19 protein-coding genes are annotated in these 16,740 nt (G+C 50.0%); 10 read left to right on the forward strand and 9 right to left on the reverse strand.

From position 1 onward, the window contains the following. The coding region (locus IE076_RS11445) for a nitrous oxide reductase accessory protein NosL (RefSeq protein WP_189436938.1) at positions 1-291 on the forward strand (291 nt) is incomplete at its 5' end. An 88-nt stretch (positions 292-379) separates the two neighbouring features. On the opposite strand, the gene IE076_RS11450 is transcribed toward IE076_RS11445, so the two are convergent. Next, entirely contained in the window at positions 380-763 is a 384-nt protein-coding gene (locus IE076_RS11450; RefSeq protein WP_189436939.1) for a hypothetical protein, read from the reverse strand. A 453-nt stretch (positions 764-1,216) separates the two neighbouring features. On the opposite strand from IE076_RS11450, the gene IE076_RS11455 reads away from it, so the two are divergent. Beyond that, positions 1,217-1,897: a hypothetical protein gene (locus IE076_RS11455; protein ID WP_189436940.1), complete on the forward strand. Its 681-nt coding sequence runs from the start codon at positions 1,217-1,219 to the stop codon at positions 1,895-1,897. A gap of 911 nt (positions 1,898-2,808) precedes the next feature. On the opposite strand, the gene IE076_RS11460 is transcribed toward IE076_RS11455, so the two are convergent. After that, positions 2,809-3,252 carry a helix-turn-helix domain-containing protein gene (locus tag IE076_RS11460; protein ID WP_308936435.1) on the reverse strand — a complete coding sequence of 148 codons (444 nt, stop codon included), beginning with the start codon at positions 3,250-3,252 and terminating at the stop codon, positions 2,809-2,811. 293 nt (positions 3,253-3,545) lie between these two features. On the opposite strand from IE076_RS11460, the gene speA reads away from it, so the two are divergent. The 7 genes from speA to IE076_RS11495 all read left to right on the forward strand — a co-directional run bounded on the left by speA (position 3,546) and on the right by IE076_RS11495 (position 10,394). Next, positions 3,546-5,435, forward strand: coding sequence for a biosynthetic arginine decarboxylase (gene speA, locus IE076_RS11465; protein WP_189436942.1), 1,890 nt, complete (start codon positions 3,546-3,548; stop codon positions 5,433-5,435). Positions 5,436-5,456: 21 nt separating this feature from the next. Continuing rightward, entirely contained in the window at positions 5,457-6,668 is a 1,212-nt protein-coding gene (locus IE076_RS11470; RefSeq protein ID WP_189436943.1) for a saccharopine dehydrogenase family protein, read from the forward strand. 13 nt (positions 6,669-6,681) lie between these two features. Beyond that, on the forward strand, positions 6,682-7,848 hold the full coding sequence (gene nspC / locus IE076_RS11475) for a carboxynorspermidine decarboxylase (RefSeq protein WP_209009061.1): 1,167 nt from the start codon (positions 6,682-6,684) through the stop codon (positions 7,846-7,848). Positions 7,849-7,857: 9 nt separating this feature from the next. Further along, a complete protein-coding gene (gene speB, locus IE076_RS11480) occupies positions 7,858-8,721 on the forward strand; it encodes an agmatinase (RefSeq protein WP_189436945.1) in 864 nt (287 codons plus the stop codon). Between the two features lie 231 nt (positions 8,722-8,952). Further along, positions 8,953-9,384, forward strand: a complete 432-nt coding sequence (locus IE076_RS11485) for a MarR family winged helix-turn-helix transcriptional regulator (RefSeq protein ID WP_189436946.1) — start codon at positions 8,953-8,955, stop codon at positions 9,382-9,384. 18 nt (positions 9,385-9,402) lie between these two features. Continuing rightward, positions 9,403-9,849 (forward strand): GNAT family N-acetyltransferase, encoded by a 447-nt coding sequence (locus tag IE076_RS11490; protein ID WP_189436947.1) that lies wholly within the window; start codon positions 9,403-9,405, stop codon positions 9,847-9,849. Next, positions 9,849-10,394 (forward strand): methyltransferase domain-containing protein, encoded by a 546-nt coding sequence (locus tag IE076_RS11495; protein ID WP_189436948.1) that lies wholly within the window; start codon positions 9,849-9,851, stop codon positions 10,392-10,394. Before IE076_RS11490 ends, IE076_RS11495 begins: the two co-directional genes overlap by 1 nt. A 45-nt stretch (positions 10,395-10,439) precedes the next feature. Here the strand turns inward: IE076_RS11495 and IE076_RS11500 are convergent, their stop codons facing one another. Then, a complete protein-coding gene (locus tag IE076_RS11500) occupies positions 10,440-11,813 on the reverse strand; it encodes an MFS transporter (protein WP_189436949.1) in 1,374 nt (457 codons plus the stop codon). A gap of 118 nt (positions 11,814-11,931) precedes the next feature. Here IE076_RS11500 and IE076_RS11505 point away from each other — a divergent pair, with 118 nt between their 5' ends. Next, positions 11,932-12,825 (forward strand): LysR family transcriptional regulator, encoded by an 894-nt coding sequence (locus tag IE076_RS11505; protein ID WP_189436950.1) that lies wholly within the window; start codon positions 11,932-11,934, stop codon positions 12,823-12,825. A 330-nt stretch (positions 12,826-13,155) separates the two neighbouring features. Here IE076_RS11505 and IE076_RS11510 read toward each other — a convergent pair whose 3' ends face one another. The 6 genes from IE076_RS11510 to IE076_RS11535 form a co-directional block, all read right to left on the reverse strand. Further along, positions 13,156-14,340 (reverse strand): tyrosine-type recombinase/integrase, encoded by a 1,185-nt coding sequence (locus tag IE076_RS11510; RefSeq protein WP_189436951.1) that lies wholly within the window; start codon positions 14,338-14,340, stop codon positions 13,156-13,158. Positions 14,341-14,644: 304 nt separating this feature from the next. Further along, positions 14,645-14,851, reverse strand: coding sequence for a hypothetical protein (locus IE076_RS11515; protein WP_189436952.1), 207 nt, complete (start codon positions 14,849-14,851; stop codon positions 14,645-14,647). Further along, positions 14,844-15,299, reverse strand: a complete 456-nt coding sequence (locus IE076_RS11520) for a hypothetical protein (RefSeq protein WP_189436953.1) — start codon at positions 15,297-15,299, stop codon at positions 14,844-14,846. The genes IE076_RS11515 and IE076_RS11520 overlap by 8 nt, the downstream gene beginning before the upstream one ends. Then, positions 15,299-15,823 carry an HAD domain-containing protein gene (locus IE076_RS11525; protein WP_308936432.1) on the reverse strand — a complete coding sequence of 175 codons (525 nt, stop codon included), beginning with the start codon at positions 15,821-15,823 and terminating at the stop codon, positions 15,299-15,301. The genes IE076_RS11520 and IE076_RS11525 overlap by 1 nt, the downstream gene beginning before the upstream one ends. 268 nt (positions 15,824-16,091) lie before the next feature. Beyond that, a complete protein-coding gene (locus IE076_RS11530; RefSeq protein WP_189436955.1) occupies positions 16,092-16,343 on the reverse strand; it encodes a hypothetical protein in 252 nt (83 codons plus the stop codon). Next, positions 16,336-16,734, reverse strand: coding sequence for a hypothetical protein (locus IE076_RS11535; protein ID WP_189436956.1), 399 nt, complete (start codon positions 16,732-16,734; stop codon positions 16,336-16,338). The genes IE076_RS11530 and IE076_RS11535 overlap by 8 nt, the downstream gene beginning before the upstream one ends. Positions 16,735-16,740 lie beyond the last annotated feature (6 nt).

A 16,740-nucleotide genomic window follows, 5' to 3' on the forward strand; every position in this document is an offset into this window, starting at 1 on the left:
GAAGAATCCAAAGACTATGTCGCAATTTACGTGAACGACATGGATAAAGCAGAAAGCTGGGAGCAGCCTGGAACCGACAACTGGGTTGACGCCGATACCGCCTTCTTTGTCATCGAAAGCACTCAGATCGGCGGCATGGGCGCACCAGAAGCCATACCGTTTGGCACAAAAGCCGGCGCCGAGAAATTCTCCTCCAAGAACGGTGGCAAGGTCGTTCAACTGGCAGACATCCCAGACGAATACGTCTTGAAACCCGTCGAGTTTGAACTAGGTGATGTCTCTGAGTACTGATCGTTCGCCAAATATCTTAAAAAAACAAAACGCTCCAGATATGGAGCGTTTTGTTTGGTATGAACGTGGTATGTAATCGCGGCCAAAATCAGTTCTCGCAGTGAACTGGATACCCAACCCGAAGCTTAGGGTCACCAATCACAATCAGCTCACTTGGATCACAAGTTACACTCTCAGTGGGAGAGCTATCGAAAGGTCGGAATTTAAGTGCTCGAAGCCCAGAGAGCATTGTGACTTCTCCGCACACAAAGCCAACTTCTTCGGTATCTCTGTGCTTTACAATGGAGCCCAGCTCGGGTTCACACAACACAAGATCAGAATTAAACATGTTTAGAAAGTCAACTTCAGCGTTTCTATCATCAAGATGCGCAGTTGCCGCCTTAAGAAGACTATCAAAAACATCTTGCCGCGCAGCCGCATGCCTACTCTTTACTTTATCTGAATGATCATCGCGATTTATGTCGATGGGCATAAGAGCTCTTTCAACTAGAGAACAATAAAAAGACAAATAGTGCCAACAGGACTCCTTGCAAAATGGAAAGAACACAAAGCAAGGCTAAATTGGATAATAAATCCATATCTTAGATTTTAATAATTAGAAAGAACAAAATCCAATTTTGAATTCGAGTGTAAGTTTGGCCTAACCTACGTATTCGGTACAATATCAAAAGTTGTCCATAATTTCTTTTAATATTCAGGGAGATAGGTGGTCTTGTGTCGTATGCGTAACCAGCGTCATGAAGCATTTTCAACTTGTATAAACTGGTTACCTGCTTCGGGATGTTTGTCCTTAGGTAAGACAAGGTATTATTTGTCACGAATCTCAAATACTCAACAAGCCTTTCGACTTAGTTGGTTGACGCGCGCCAGTGCCTTTCATTGAGCTGGTACAAGTAGGAGTTCAACAGACTATAGGTTGTTAGGAATGGATATTATCTCTTTTGCCAGAGCAATAACTAAACTGAGAGATCGAATCTCAGAGTACAGCTTGGAGATTGTAGTAGATCAAGACCAACATAATTATGCTTCTTACATTCAACACACCGAGGAAGCGCCAGGAGAGCATTTTGGGGTGTCCTTCAATACAATCACGCCGGAAAATTTGAGCTGCGTGTACCTACGTGAAAAAATAGCAACAGGGCAATACAAAACGGTAGGCACATGCGTTGCTCGGCTTGATAACCTTGGTGAATGGTCTCTATCAGATTATTGGAAAGTTCACATGCAGCGTATCTTCACGCATGAAGACGGAGGCCGTCCTGAACTCAAAGATAAGCAACCGGGATTTGCACGCAAGCGCCCGGGCCGTGTTATATACATGGGGGCAATGTGGATAGACAAAGAATGGAGAGGACATGGACTGGCACAAGATCTCGCACATTTGGCAATGATGATAAATTGGCTCACATGGAAACCAAACTTAATCTATGCCTTTATGACAGACGATCATGTCTCAAGAGGGCTTGCTTCCAAATTCGAGTGGGGAATGATCAAGCCTATGGGGATCCGATGGGAGCGTCGTGCAACAGAATTTCCCCACGACCTTTGGTACGTTGCGAACGACCAAGAGGATGTTGAAGATCTTGCCTATCGACACGCACAATAGGTTGTGTGGGCAGGGCAAGGGATCCGAGCAATGCCTTGCCCGTTTTCAGATACAAAGGGAAAATTAGTCGAGAATAGGCAACCCAAATAACCTCTGATTCACTCACACGAAAATCATAGGAAATAATATCAAGTATTGGCTCGTTACTTATGACCGCAGCTCGATATCCTTCAGCAACATAGCTCCGAAATGCAAGGTCTAAATCTGAATTCAAATCTTGCGAACATCCACTCCACTTATCGCCCAAAATCTTTGCAGCCAACGTCTTGCTACCTGAATAAATTGCTACTGGTAGGTCTCCACGAACATAATCCCCCTTAAACTGGACAAGGTACTCAATGTAGGGAAGAAATTCATCCACCACCTGGCCGCCAGTCTTATCCCATAGAGAAAGAATATCAGACATCAGATCGCCATGTATGTTGCGATAAGCTCCATGGATTGGGCAGTTCTTAATGAACCGATTATGCATCTTCCTTTGGGCTCCTCATATGCCTAACAACAACTAGCATCTGGCGAAGACGTCCCATAACAACTTCTTTTTCAGCTAACGTTATTGACTGATAGTCATGCGTTCCAGATTCTTCCAAAGTAGCCGCTTTAACGAAACTAAGAAGGCCTTCCGACTCCATTAGCGTCAGAAATTCATCATATCGTTGCTGTGTAGAGACCGGTATCGAGCGAATCTCTTCGAGATCTCTAAAAGTACGTAGAGTTGAAACCATAAAAATATGCTCCGACTATATATGTAAAAAGTGTAGTCGGTATATTACCGTGATTATGCGTAGAAAAATAGTAACTAGATAGAAATGCGTTGGTCTACGACAAGCTACCTTGAAATGAAAACGACTGACAAATTAAGAAATTCACTTCTTTTGATGAACCGAAATAATGCAGTGCATGTTCGTTGCCTATTCGCTTCGTTTAAGCATCTCCTGATATATGCGTGCAAACATGGTTGAAACAAAGTCAATTGGTCCCTTGTTGCCAACTCCATAAACCTGCTCTTCCACTTCAAGTGCTTGACGCCATGCTCTATCAATAAGCCCCAGATCAACCTCTCTGGTACTCTCTTCAAGGCCCGCTAGAAACTTGGAGCTATCAAATGAGGAGTGATTATCAACCTTATGAAATCCAAATCGGAGAAACTGTTCGTCAACCCCAAGCGCATGAGAAAGTTTTGCAATCGTATCCCCACGCGGGTTTTCGATCAGACCTTTTTCGATCTTATAAAGATTGTCATACCCAATGTTCGCAAGCCTCGCGAGGTCCTGAATCGTCATCTCATTTTGCTTGCGTAGTTGTTGAAGTCGCTCTTGCCAAGTCATAATTGCCCTGCAGCCACTAGAATTCATTTTAGAAGAATAATCCAATTAAAGAATTTAATCTATATTTCCTTTGTGTGCAATCAGACCTCGAAGAATTCACTCCACAAAAAATAGTGGATTAAATCAAAGCTATCGGATTTACGGAGGCCCTCTGCAATGTTTTTCGCAAACTTAACTTCCCGTTAAAATTATCCGTTGTGCAAAAATGATTTGTGCACCTGTTCTGAGCCCTTCGATGCTGAGAACCACAATATTGTGCTTGTCAGATGGGTATACCATGAGTAAATGGGGCAAAATCATTTCTGGAAGGAGATAAATGGTTGCCAAATAATCAAGGTAATGCCCATGCGATTTACGGTATGGGGCGCTGGGGTAAAGATCTTCTCTCTGTGCTGCCAAACGGCGATATCGCACTTAGTAATCCTTTGATGCCGGATGCTCCTAAAGTGAGTCTGCCGGAAATCGTTCATGACCTTGAACAACGTGGTATCCATTCCCCGCTTTTGCTGCGCGTAAGTTCGTTCCTGCAAAACGAAATCGCTCACATCAACAACTCCATGACAGACGCGATCAAACGCGTTGGTTATAAGGGCAAGTATCGTGGCGTTTACCCGATCAAAGTAAACCAGCAAGCACAGGTTGTTGACCGCATTGTTGAGTTTGGCCGTCCTTACTCATACGGCTTGGAAGCTGGCTCCAAACCAGAGCTTGTTATCGCACTCGCGCACCGCCTACCTAAAGACGCGCTTATCGTATGTAATGGCGTAAAAGATGAAGAGTTTATCCGCCTCGCAATTCTTTCACGCAAACTGGGCTTCAACACCATCATCGTGCTGGAAAGCCCGAAAGAACTCGACACCGTCATTGCTGTTGTTGAGGAACTCGGCGAAGAGCCTTTGCTCGGTGTACGCGTAAAGTTGACCAACCAGATAGGTGGCAAGTGGGAAGAAAGCTCTGGCGATCGTTCCACCTTTGGCATGAACACCGATCAACTGGTATCGGTCATCGATAAGCTGCGCGATGCAAAATTGCTCCATTGCCTGAAGCTGCAGCACTCCCACCTTGGTTCGCAGGTGCCAGACGTCAACGATGTCCGCCGCGCGGTGGGTGAAGCGTGCCGCTACTTTGTTGAGCTTACCAGGGAAGGGGCGGAGCTGACCCATCTGGATCTCGGCGGCGGTCTTGGTGTCGACTACACCGGTGAGAAAAAGGCAATTGAGAACTCCACCAACTACTCGGTTGAGGAATACTGCTCCAATGTGGTTGAAACTGTTGCCTACGCAATGGATGAGGCAGAACTCACGCACCCAACACTAATCACTGAAAGTGGCCGCGCTGTTGTGGCTACATCCTCAATGCTGCTCTTCAACGTGCTTGAGGCAACCCTGTTTGATGCCCCAACCGCGCCAAAGCCCGAAAAAGATGACCACCACATGGTTTCGGACCTTGCAGCCGTTGAAGGCTACCTGAATGCCGACCGGCTTCAGGAATGTCTGAACGACGCCTCGTTCTACCGCAATGAACTACGCGCACTCTTCCGCCGTGGATACATTGACCTGCGCCAGATGGGCCGTTCCGAGCGCATATACCTGCATCTCATGTCCAAGATTAAGGAACTGGCACCGCCAACAGGCAGTGCGCCGGAGATCGACGAACAGCTGGAGAAGGTGGCTGATATCTACCATTGTAATTTCTCACTGTTCCAGTCTCTGCCGGACGTTTGGGCAATCGACCAGCTCCACCCAATCGTCCCGCTACAGCGCCTGAATGAAGCTCCAGACCGCCGTGCCGTTCTTTCCGACATCACATGCGACAGCGATGGCAAGGTGGACAAATTCATCCTGGCAGACGGCATCTCGCCCTCATTGCCAGTGCATACTCTAGAAGAAGGGAAGCCTTACTATCTCGGCGTCTTCTTTGTTGGGGCCTATCAGGAAACACTAGGTGACCTGCACAATCTGTTTGGCGACACCAATGTGGCAACCATCGATTTGAGAGCAGATGGCGGATTTGATCTCCTTCAGGAAGTGGAGGGGGATACAATTTCGCAGGTTCTGTCTTATGTAGAGTATGATCCACGCGACTGCGTCGACGCGTTCCGCAAACTCATCGATGAGGCCGTGTCCGCCGGCACACTTAAGAACGCTGATCGCCGCACGTTGGTTGCTGCCTATCGTGACAGCATCAACGGCTACACCTATTACGAATAATCCAGTAACCGGGGAACAATCATGGGTAAGACTCTGGTAATCGGCGCAGGCGGGGTTTCCTCTGCTGCTGTACACAAAATGGCAATGAACTCGGACATTTTCTCCGAAGTTACGCTGGCATCCCGTCGCAAGTTTAAATGTGACGACATCGCCAAGAGCGTAAAGGAGAGAGCCGGGATTGAGATCAAAACAGCTGAAGTAGACGCGATGGACGTTGCTGCAGTTGTTGCGCTGATCAAAGAAAGTGGCGCTGAGCTTCTGGTGAACCTGGCGCTGCCTTATCAGGATCTCAAACTGATGGACGCCTGTCTAGAAGCTGGCATCAACTATCTGGACACCGCAAACTACGAGCCGGAAGACGAAGCAAAGTTTGAATACCACTGGCAGTGGGCCTATCAGGAGCGTTTCAAGGAAGCAGGTCTGACAGCGATCCTAGGCTCTGGTTTCGATCCGGGCGTAACGTCCGTGTTCGCAACATGGCTCAAGAAACATAAGCTCGACACCATTCGCCAAATCGACATTCTCGACTGTAACGGCGGAGACAACGGCAAGGCGTTTGCAACCAACTTCAATCCGGAAATCAACATCCGCGAAGTCACCGCGGATGCACGTCACTGGGAAAAAGGTGATTGGGTCACCAGCCCTGCAATGACACATAAAGTGGCATTCGACTTCCCGGGCGTTGGCGAAAAAAACATGTACCTCATGTACCATGAGGAACTAGAGAGCCTGAAAACCCACTTCACGGAGATCGAGCGTGCCCGTTTCTGGATGACATTCGGTGATGCCTACATCAACCACGTGCGCGTGCTTGAAGGCATCGGCATGACCTCAATTGAGCCTGTCATGCACGAAGGTCACGAGATTATTCCGCTTCAGTTCCTCAAATCCGTTCTGCCTGACCCAAGCGGTCTGGGGGAATTGACCAAAGGAAAAACCTGCATTGGTGATATCGCTACCGGTCAGGCAAAAGACGGCTCCGGCGAGAAGACCTACTACATCTACAATATTTGCGACCACGAAGAGTGCTACGCAGAAGTTGGCTCACAGGCTGTTTCTTACACCACCGGCGTTCCAGCCATGATCGGCGCGGCAATGGTGCTGAAAGGCATCTGGAAAGAACCGGGTGTTTGGAACATGGAACAGCTAGACCCAGATGCATTCATGGACATGCTGAACGAGCACGGCCTGCCTTGGCAGGTACACGAGCTCGACGGCCCGGTTCAGTTCTAAGCTGATGGCTGGGATGATGCAGACACAGGCAGGGGATGCGGGAGCTTTCAAGACCTTTGATCTCTCCCGGGTCCCAAGTCCCTGTTTTGTCGTTGATGAGGTTGCGGTTCGTCGGAACCTCTCTGTCCTTAAGGACGTCGCTGACCGCTCAGGCGCGCACGTCCTTTCCGCGCTGAAAGCCTTCTCCATGTTTTCACTCGCCCCAGTGGTGCGTGAATATCTGGAAGGGACCTGCGCCTCAGGGCTTTATGAAGCACGTCTGGGACGCGAGAAATACGGTGGTGAAGTTGCCACCTTCTGTGCAGGCTACAAAGCCAGCGAGATTGACGAAATCATTGGTTATAGCGACCATATGATCTTCAATTCTCCGGCGCAAAAAGAACGCTTTCTGCCAAACGTGCGCGCTGCGAAAAATCGGGTGGATGTTGGTCTGCGCATCAATCCGGAGCATTCCGAAGGCGAGGTCGAAAAGTACGATCCATGCGCACCATGCTCACGATTGGGTTTTCCGGTTTCTAGACTGGATGCCGAGGTGATGCAAGGTGTCAATGGCATCCATATGCACACCTTGTGCGAACAGGGGTTCGAGCCACTCGAGCGCACGTGGAACGCTGTGAAGGACAAGATCGCTCCATATTTCGGCCAGCTGAAATGGATCAATTTCGGCGGCGGGCATCATATCACACGGGCAGACTACGACCGCGAAGCATTGATCGCTTTCGTCAAGGACGTGCGCGAAGCAACTGGACTGGAAGTCTACCTGGAACCGGGTGAAGCTGTTGCATTGGACGCAGGCATTCTCGTTGGTGAAGTTCTGGATCTGCCAGTAAATACCATGGACCTGGCAATCGTGGATATCTCGGCAACCTGCCACATGCCGGACGTGATTGAAGCCCCATATCGCCCGGCTATGCTGGATGAAGTGAAACAGGGTCATACCTATCGTCTGGGCGGTCCATCATGCCTTGCTGGCGATGTCATCGGTGATTACACGCGAGCAGAACGGCTGGAAGTTGGTGACCGTTTCGCCTTTTTGGATCAGGCACACTATTCGATGGTGAAGACAAACACCTTCAACGGCGTTCCTCTGCCAGCAATCGCAGTTTGGAATTCCAAGAGCGATGAACTTAAGATTATTCGTGAGTTCGCCTACAACGACTTCCTGAATCGTCTTTCTTAAGGGTACGAAATGTCTGCTTTTCTCGACAGCGAGCTTACTGAAGCTGAACGCAGTGTAAAAGACGCACTCTTTACCATTATTCCCATGCCACTGGAGCGCACCGTCTCTTATGGCTCAGGCACGGTTAAAGGCCCCGAAGCCATCATAGAGGCCAGCAACGAACTTGAACGCGGCAGCAATGGTGTTGAGCCTTGCGCTTCTGGCGTAGCAACACAAGCACCAGTGGACTGTGAAGGCCCACTGCCAGAGGTTATGGAACGACTAGCACAGCGCACAGAAGCTGCGGTGAAAGTCGGAAAAATCCCGGTCACGCTAGGGGGGGAGCATTCCTTGTCCTATGGCGCTGTATCTGGCGTCGCACGGGCACTCGGTAAACCGGTCGGCATTGTTCAGGTGGACGCTCATGCTGACTTGCGCGTCGCATATCAGGGCGAGAAGCACTCTCATGCCTCTGTCATGAACCTACTGGTGGAAGAGGGCAACTCACTAGCCCAATTCGGTGTTCGCGCGCTTTGCCAGCAGGAAATGGACAGCCGCACAGTTAACAACGTTTTCTTTGTTGATGCAGAAGAACTGGTCACCAAGGGCCTGCATGCCATTGATCTGCCGGAAGATTTTCCGGAACACATCTACATTTCCTTTGATGTGGACGGTCTGGACCCGTCGCAGATGCCAGCAACCGGCACACCGGTACCCGGCGGCCTAGGTTATTATCAAGCACTGCACTTGGTTGAGCATGCACTAAAAGGACGCAAATGCGTTGGTCTCGATGTGGTCGAACTCGCCCCAGACGGCAATGCCGCATGGGATTTCACCGCCGCTCAGATCACCTACCGCTTGATGGCCGCAGCAATGATCTCACAAGAGCGATAACCGCTCATTTCTGACAAAGCAAAGAGCTGCGATCCCGTGATTGCAGCTCTTTTTCTATCAGAAACACCCATCAGCGATGTCCCTCATACGGTAAAACGGCAGATCTGGGGAGTGGCATATACAAAACTCTCCGTGCAAACCGGAGCACGTACCTGAACCATTTCGCCGCGAACTCCATTGACACTCAGTCTAGTCTAATTTAGTTAGTAAGACATACTAATTGGGTGAGCTATGAAACTAGAAAAACTTGTTGAAGTGTTCCATCGGCTTGCTCATCGAGAGTGGGCCAAGCAGAGTGGGCAACTCGGTTTGACGCACAGTGAGTACGAATATCTGCGCGCGATCAAAGATCAAGAAGCCCGGAAGGTAGATAAGAAAGAGCACGGCCAGCATTTGCAGGACGTGGTTGATGCCATAGGGGTCAAGAAAGCATCGGCAAGTTCGATGGTCGTCAAACTGGAAGAGCGGGGATTGGTAGAACGCGTCCCCTGCCGATACGATGCGCGCGCGCAGCACATCCTACTCACAAGGGCCGGCCAGAACCTGCTGAATCAGGGTGATAACATCTACAGCACCGTCGTTCAGGCGTTCCTTCAGGATTTACCGGCAAAAGACGCCCTTGAATTTAAGAGGGCCATCAGTCGCGTCAACCTCCAAGCATAACGGGACCTCAAACCAAAGATGAATGAGTCACGAATTCGCAAAGCCCAATTGGCGGATGCGGACGCCATCGCGGTATGCATTGAAGCTGCCTATGCGCACTACGCCAAGATCTTATCTGACTTACCTCCGGTCTCGGAGGGGTGCGCAGATGAGATCGGAAAAGACCGCGTTTGGGTCGCAGTCGATAACAACGAAATCCTTGGCTGTCTTTTTCTTGTTCCGCAGGCAGTTGAGATGAAACTCGCCAATTTGGCTGTCCACCCAGATCATCAAGGCAAGGGACTGGGCCGTGAGCTCATTACCTTTGCGCAGAACGAGGCACGCAAACAGGGTTTTCATGCAATGACATTGAATACCCATGCGGCCATGCCGAAGAATTTGCAGCTTTATACCCGTCTTGAGTGGGAGGAGGTCTCCCGAAAGGCGAACACGATCTCAATGAGAAAAATCCTAAAGGAAACTTGATGCCTGAGAACTGGAGCAAAGCCGCAGCGAATTGGGATCAAGATGAGCAGGTCCGTTCATACGCGGATAAGGCATTTGCGTCTCTTCTGAGCCATGTGAATGTTTGCAGCCCCCAATGGAAATCAAAGCGTGTGCTGGATTTTGGATGTGGAACTGGGCTCCTAACAGAGAAAATGATTGAGGTCCTCAAAAGAAAGCAACTAAGTAATGTGATCCCAAACTGTGTAGAGATCGGCAATGGTACACAGCAGCTCACCGCAGATTGGCTCGCAGATTTCGATCTGATTGTTGCTTCATCAGTTTGCAGTTTCCTGCCGAACTACAAAGTTTTGCTTCACACGCTGTCCAACGCAATAGCTCCGAACGGATACTTCATACAATGGGACTGGTTGCCATCTGAAATGAATGACTTCGGATTAACTCCAGCTCGAGTTGAGCGCGCTCTCAATGACGCAAACTTTGCGCAGGTTCGAGTGGAGCAGGCATTTTCAGTTGAAGTCGATAACCAACATCTGCCCGTTCTGATTGGCATAGGAGTGAAGTAACGCCCAGTCCACAAAACAAGAAGCTACCGACCTAGATCTGTAGGTCTACACAACCGCCTCATGGCGTACCCGGCTCAGGCAAACAAAACTAGCCAGCAGCGCAGACAAGCTGGCAACGCCAAGCGCGACAGTCGAGGCGTTTGAAAGCGAAACACTTGCAAATATGAGCGACATGGAAATTGAACCGATGGTTTGTCCCATAAGTCGGGCAGTTCCTTGGGCTGCACCTGCCGCACCACTGCGCACCTTTGGTACTGAAAGCAATAAAACTTGGTTGTTGGGGGTCTGAAATAGACCAAAGCCTATTCCAGCCAGAACTGTTCCGACCAAAAAGGCCGTCGCAGCAGAATCCGTTGGAAACACATCAATAATAAACAAGCCAACAGCAAGAAAGGCGGCGCCAATGGCACAAAGCCATGCAACTTTAATACGTTTTGCCAGTTGGGCAGCAATTGGAGCGACCACGGCCACAGTTATTGGCCACGGCATCATAAACAGCCCGATCTGAATCGGGCTCATATCTAGATTGTGATGCAGGTAGAAGGGCAGAGCAACGAAACTAAGTGTCTGGCTGGCGAAACATAAAACAGAAGTGATCGCTGCAGAGCGAAACGCAGGGGCGGCAAGAAGATCCGTGGGTACAATTGGCGTGCTAACCCCGCGTTCCATATACAAAACTGCCAGAAGGCAGAGAATTGACGCCCCTATCAGAAAGGCACCAAATATCGGAGCGCTGGTCATTTGATCTGCACCCGTAAAGAATAATATGAACATCAGGGCATTGGCCAGAAGTACGGATTTGCTCAAACGTCGCGTAAGCCCTCCGACCTTGCTCAAGAGCCCACCACTGAGCAAGATGATGATGCCGATCGGCACGTTGACAGCAAACAGCCACGGCCAGTGCGCCACTGCCAAAATTGCTCCGGCAATGCCCGGACCTGCTGCAGAAGAAATAGCAATAACCATTGCATTGAAGCCGATTACTGTTCCCAGCATCCGATGCGGTACCGCAAAGCGCAGGTTCATGGCAATAAGAGCCATAATCGCGCCTCCGCCGAGTCCTTGAACAAAGCGCGCCAAAATCAGGATCGACAGACTTCCTGCAAAAGCACAGACTGCCGAGCTGATGGTAAAAGCAGCAACGCCCGCCAGAAATACCCGCCGTGGGCCGATGATTTCGCCGAGTGCACCGCAGGGTAAAAGCGCAACCAGTACAGCAAGTTGGTAACTTGAAACCACCCAGACAGTGTCACTTGGGCTGGCATTGAAAGACGCTGCAATCGAGGGCAGCGCAACATTTGCGATAGCACCGTCAAGAACGACAAGAACGAGTGAAACGAATAGGACTGCAAGTGCCATATAGCGCTGAGGCGCCGGGAGGCCATCATGATGAGATTGTGAAGTAGCAATAGCCGACATTAATGCAAACCTTATTCATTTCCTTTGGCCAAACAATAACAGTGACAAATACAGTGCGCCAGACGCAATGCAGTAAAGGGAGAGTTGCACCAAACGCCTTATCTTGATAATTTGCACCATGCCTAAGTTAGACCTTAACCTTCTCATTGCATTGGATGTATTGCTTCACGAGCGCAGTGTAACGGCTGCCGCCCGCGAGCTTGGTTTGAGCACGTCGGCCATGAGCCGTACATTGTCACGCTTGCGCTCAGCGACAGGGGATGCACTTCTGGTGCCTGCCGGAAGGGCTATGGTGCCGACACCCCATGCTCAGGAAATTGCCGGTGAGGTTCACGCACTCGTAGGTGCAGCGCAAAAGGTGCTCAGCTCACCACCAGAGCTCGACATCCGAGAACTCCAAAGGGATTTCACCATTCGTGCGAATGCGGCTTTTGTCTTTATGCACGCCGCCCGTTTGAGCACCATGGTCATGGAAGCAGCTCCCGGCGTCAGGCTGCGCTTCGCTGCAAAGCCGGAAAAAGAAATTCAGTCACTAAGAAACGCAACGGTGGACTTGGAGATCGGGGTTATCTCCGGTGATGGCGCCGAACTACGCGCTCGCACACTGTTTCGCGATTCCTTTGTGGGCATCGTTCACTCAAACCACCCGTTGCTGGAGAAAACGCCAGTCACAGTAGAAGATTATGTTGCGTGGCCGCATGTTGTCGCCTCCAGGCGTGGAAGTTTTACCGGCCCTATCGACGACGCGCTTGCAAGGCTTGGGCTTACACGCGCTGTGAACGTGGTGGTACCAAGTTTCCCCTCCGTTATTGCAGTCGCGGCAGAATCTGATCTGATCGGCCTTATTCCGCGCTCCTACTGCCGTGCGGGACTGGCTGCCCAAACGGAGATGTTCGAACTACCAGTCAGCACACCTGAAGTCACAGTCTCCCAAATCTGGCACCCACGCATGGACGCCGATCCCGGCCACCGATGGCTAAGAGGACTAATCTTCGACGCCTTTAGATCTTGAGGCGAAGGTGGAGCGAAGCTGCGCTCTTTAATTGGGGGATGCATGGAGTTAGCTATAACTGTTGCCCGCAGCGTGCGCATTTCGGTTCTTGAACTCAACCTATGAAAGCACATGAAACGGGAAGAAGCAAAAGGCCCCAACTTGCATAAAATGAAAGTGCTTGTTACCCGGTGTCGAATATTTCCACTCTCATTCAGACAACAAAAAACCCACCATAAAGGCGGGTTCTTTTTGCATTATCTATCAATAAGATAGATGGCGGAGAGGGTGGGATTCGAACCCACGAGACGCTTCCACGCCCGCTGGTTTTCAAGGAATATTTCGCAAAATCTATTTGCGTCGTTTTTTCAATACCTTAAGGGGTTTTGTTTGGGAAGTTCCGGTAATATTCCGGGACTTTTTGTCCGTTTGCGACTTCCCACTGTGCACCATCTCCATTTGAGTAGCGAAATCATCAGTCATCAGGTGGGCATACTTTTCGGTTGTTGTCGACCGTGTATGACCCAAAAGTTTCTGCGCTACGCGGAGGTTTCCGGTCACTCTCAGTGTACGGGTTGCTGCAGTGTGACGCAAGTCATGAACACGCAATTTCGGCTTCCCGATTGCTTCTGCAGCTGCCTTAAATTCACGCCGGAATGTATGGACTTGAAGAGGGTAACGAGCACCACGTTGCCGACCATCAATGGTACGTCTCGCAACGTATGTGAAGACGGAATCCTCGTGATTGCCGATGTTGTTTGCAAGTATGGTTGCCATAGGGCCGGTGATTGGGATTACAATGCGGCGGCCACCTGGCTTCTTTGACTTCACCTGAAAAGTGATTTGCATGTGGTCAAAGTCAACTGCATCAGCCGTCAACACGATCCCTTTACCGACGAGCGCATTCGATGCTCTGGGACCGGCGAGAATGAGGAAATCAAGAGCATCATGAAAATCTTCTCGCATGTGCTCTTTAATTTTCGCCTGATCGTCTGCTGTCACTTCCACAATCCGTGCATCCGGCTCTTCAAGCATAACAGCCTTGAAGTTCGGAACTGTGATCTCAAGTTCCCAAACATCGTTTGCATAGTTGAAGATTGTGCGCAGCAAGCTGAGTTCGCGATTGATCGTTGCCGGTTGCGGTAGGTGGCCGCGCTTGTTGGGTTGGCTTCGGCGGGCTGAGACGTAGCGCGCAAGGTGGCGCGTTTTGATTTCTGAAAGATTGTAGTCAACTCGGTCTTGGTCGAGTATTTCGCTAAGATTGTCCTGAAGCTGCTCAAGACGCCATGAGACTGCTTTTGGTTCCGAATAGTGCTGCGCTTTCTCTTCCCAAAAATTATCAAAAGCGCCGTCAATTGTCGTTGTGTCTTTGGGAGTCTTGAGTTCTTCCCGCAGACGCGCTTCTACTTTCTCCGCTTCCCTCTTGGTGGTCTTTTCCGTGCTTCCGTAATATCTACGACCCTTGTACTGGAAGTCGTAGTGGAACTCCTGGCTCTTGTATTTCCCTTTCTTGTCCTTTGGCCGATAGACGGACATGCTACTTCCTCCTTTCCTGGTGTCATGAGATATTCGAACAAAAAGGGCAGGGAGTAATATCTCCGCTTACCCCGAACAGTAAACTTGATCTGGCCAAGGTCGCCAGCCTCAAGAAGTATCGTGGGGTGAGTGCCAAGGATCTGAGTGGCCTTTCGGTGCCCCACCTGCAAATCCCCACCCATTGCGTTGCGCAAGTCTTCCAACGTAGCCTCAGATGCCATCTTGAAGACTTCTGGCGGGATTGGTCCACTCATTTCTGTGAGCTCCTAAGACTGGGAATTACTTTGATGTTAGCGGGTTGTACTCAGTCATTCGCTGTTCTCGCCCGAACAACCGGAACATGAACCGTTCGCTCTTGTGGGCCGTACCCTTGAACCTGAGCCTCTGCCACAAGCTGAACGTTGTCCCGCGTCCAATCTGTTTTGACCGAAACATTACGGTTCAACCACTCGGCAACCGCGTCTTTTACATTGGCCTCAGTCAGCTTAATTGTGATATCGAGTTCACTCATGATCACTTTCCTTGTTAGAGTGTTTCCTTACACGCTTATCTGTTCTGCCAAGGAACGCCTCCGCCAGTTGGTTGAGTGGATGCATTGGATCAGGCTCGGGAGCCATGACTTTCACCATGTCTTCAACTTGTTGCTGAGCCCGCACAATCGCGGTATGGAAGTGGTGGAGTAGCGAGTAGTGGTCGAAGTGAACGTGGCCGCTTGTCATGGGTAGGCTACCCGTTTGTGTGCCAAGTGTTACGAGGCGGACATCACGTAGTTCTCGTTCTTCCAGGCCAAAGCGAATATGTCTTGCATGGGCTGCATCCCAACAAACAACCACATCGCCCTCTTTGACTGCATCCAGCATTCGCGTGGTGCGGCCTGAGCGGCATTGCTGGTTTTCTATACCGTCAAGAAATGCTTTCAGAGCAGGCCCATAGGTGCAGTCTTTAAAGTTACTTCTCATTACGTCTCCTGCGGATTGGGGTTGTCGCAAGGTTGGAAGATGCGCTCAATAACATTCTCAGCCTGCGTGAAGTGGCTCAGCAAAATACCGTCTTCCATGGAGGTCTGAATTAGTCTTGGTTTCTGGTGATCGTGGAAATCGCTCTCATCATCCAGAATAATCCAGTTGGTTACATCGGAGTTCGCAGCGAGCCACCTGTCGATTTGATCGCCACGTATCTCCCCGACTTCTGGATACGGGGTTTTGAACTGATCGTGACAGTCAGCATCAAGATTGATCAAACCCATCATCTGATAAAGATCGCCGCGCTCCATGCTCGTCCGCCACGATGAAGACAGCACAATCTTTACAGCCGCACTGTGCTTTTCTTCAGTGTCTCGAATGAGCCGGTTCAGTAGCTTTACGGATATTGGGTCAATCCAGCTATACGGGTTCCTGCTCGATTTTTGAGTTAAGCAAACTCGCGGAGTATTTAGAACTCCGTCCATATCCAAGAATATTATAAAAGGCCCTGCTTGCATCATCACCTACCGGCCTTTCTAGAGTAGCGCGAATAAGCCCTTTTTGTACGGGCTCCCATTATGCGGTCGTACTCCTCGCGGCTATTAGAGAAAGCATTGACCAACAGTTCGCGCCCTTTCCAGCCCATTACGCAGAAATACCCGCACTCGGTGAATGTACGACTGCGATCGCATTCATTTTTGAGTTTTTGAGCATCCTCTGCTGTAAAAAGCATCTGGCTGTTATTGCTTCTGATTACGACCATGCTTCACCTCTCAAAAATCGGAGTTCTCAGGACTGTTCCGCTCTTGCATCAGCGGCGATATGCTGGAGGCGCTCGCTTACTTTTTCGCGCCAGCCCTCACCATGTTCTAGGACAAGACCAATCAGCCAGTGCAGGACATAAGCTTGTTCAGCTTCCGTCTTGTGCGGAATGTCTTCTCCGCCTCTGCGTAAAGCGTGCGCTATTGGGCAAGTTTGCATAATCATTAGGCCCAGCACGTCACGCAGTTCATCGGTCATATTTTGCGGGTATTCAGCCATTCGAACCTCCGGCCTGGTTGGACTGTTTGGGTTTCACGAAGAAGATGCCAATTGGATAGCCGGTGGACTGATTGCAGCAGAGAGCAAAACCGACGCACTCTTGTGATGCGCCGAAATACGTCTCAACGGCTTTCTTGCATTGCTCCTTGGTGAGGCTTGTTAGCCACCCATGAGAGCCGAAGGATTCCATGTACTTCTCATAATCCCAAGAAAGCATCCGATCAGAGTAAAACACCTGGCGTGGCTCATCGTGAGCAAGCTTGTCGAACTCACGCCACTTGAAATGAGCGTCAAAATTGTAAGGGTACTCTTCCGGCGTTCTTGTTTGACCGGGCTCAACCCAGTCGTACGTAGAGGGCCGTCCCATGAAATCGGTGTCGAAATTGTGCATTGCTCA

This window comes from Pseudovibrio japonicus, from assembly GCF_014651595.1.
Lineage (GTDB): Bacteria > Pseudomonadota > Alphaproteobacteria > Rhizobiales > Stappiaceae > Pseudovibrio > Pseudovibrio japonicus.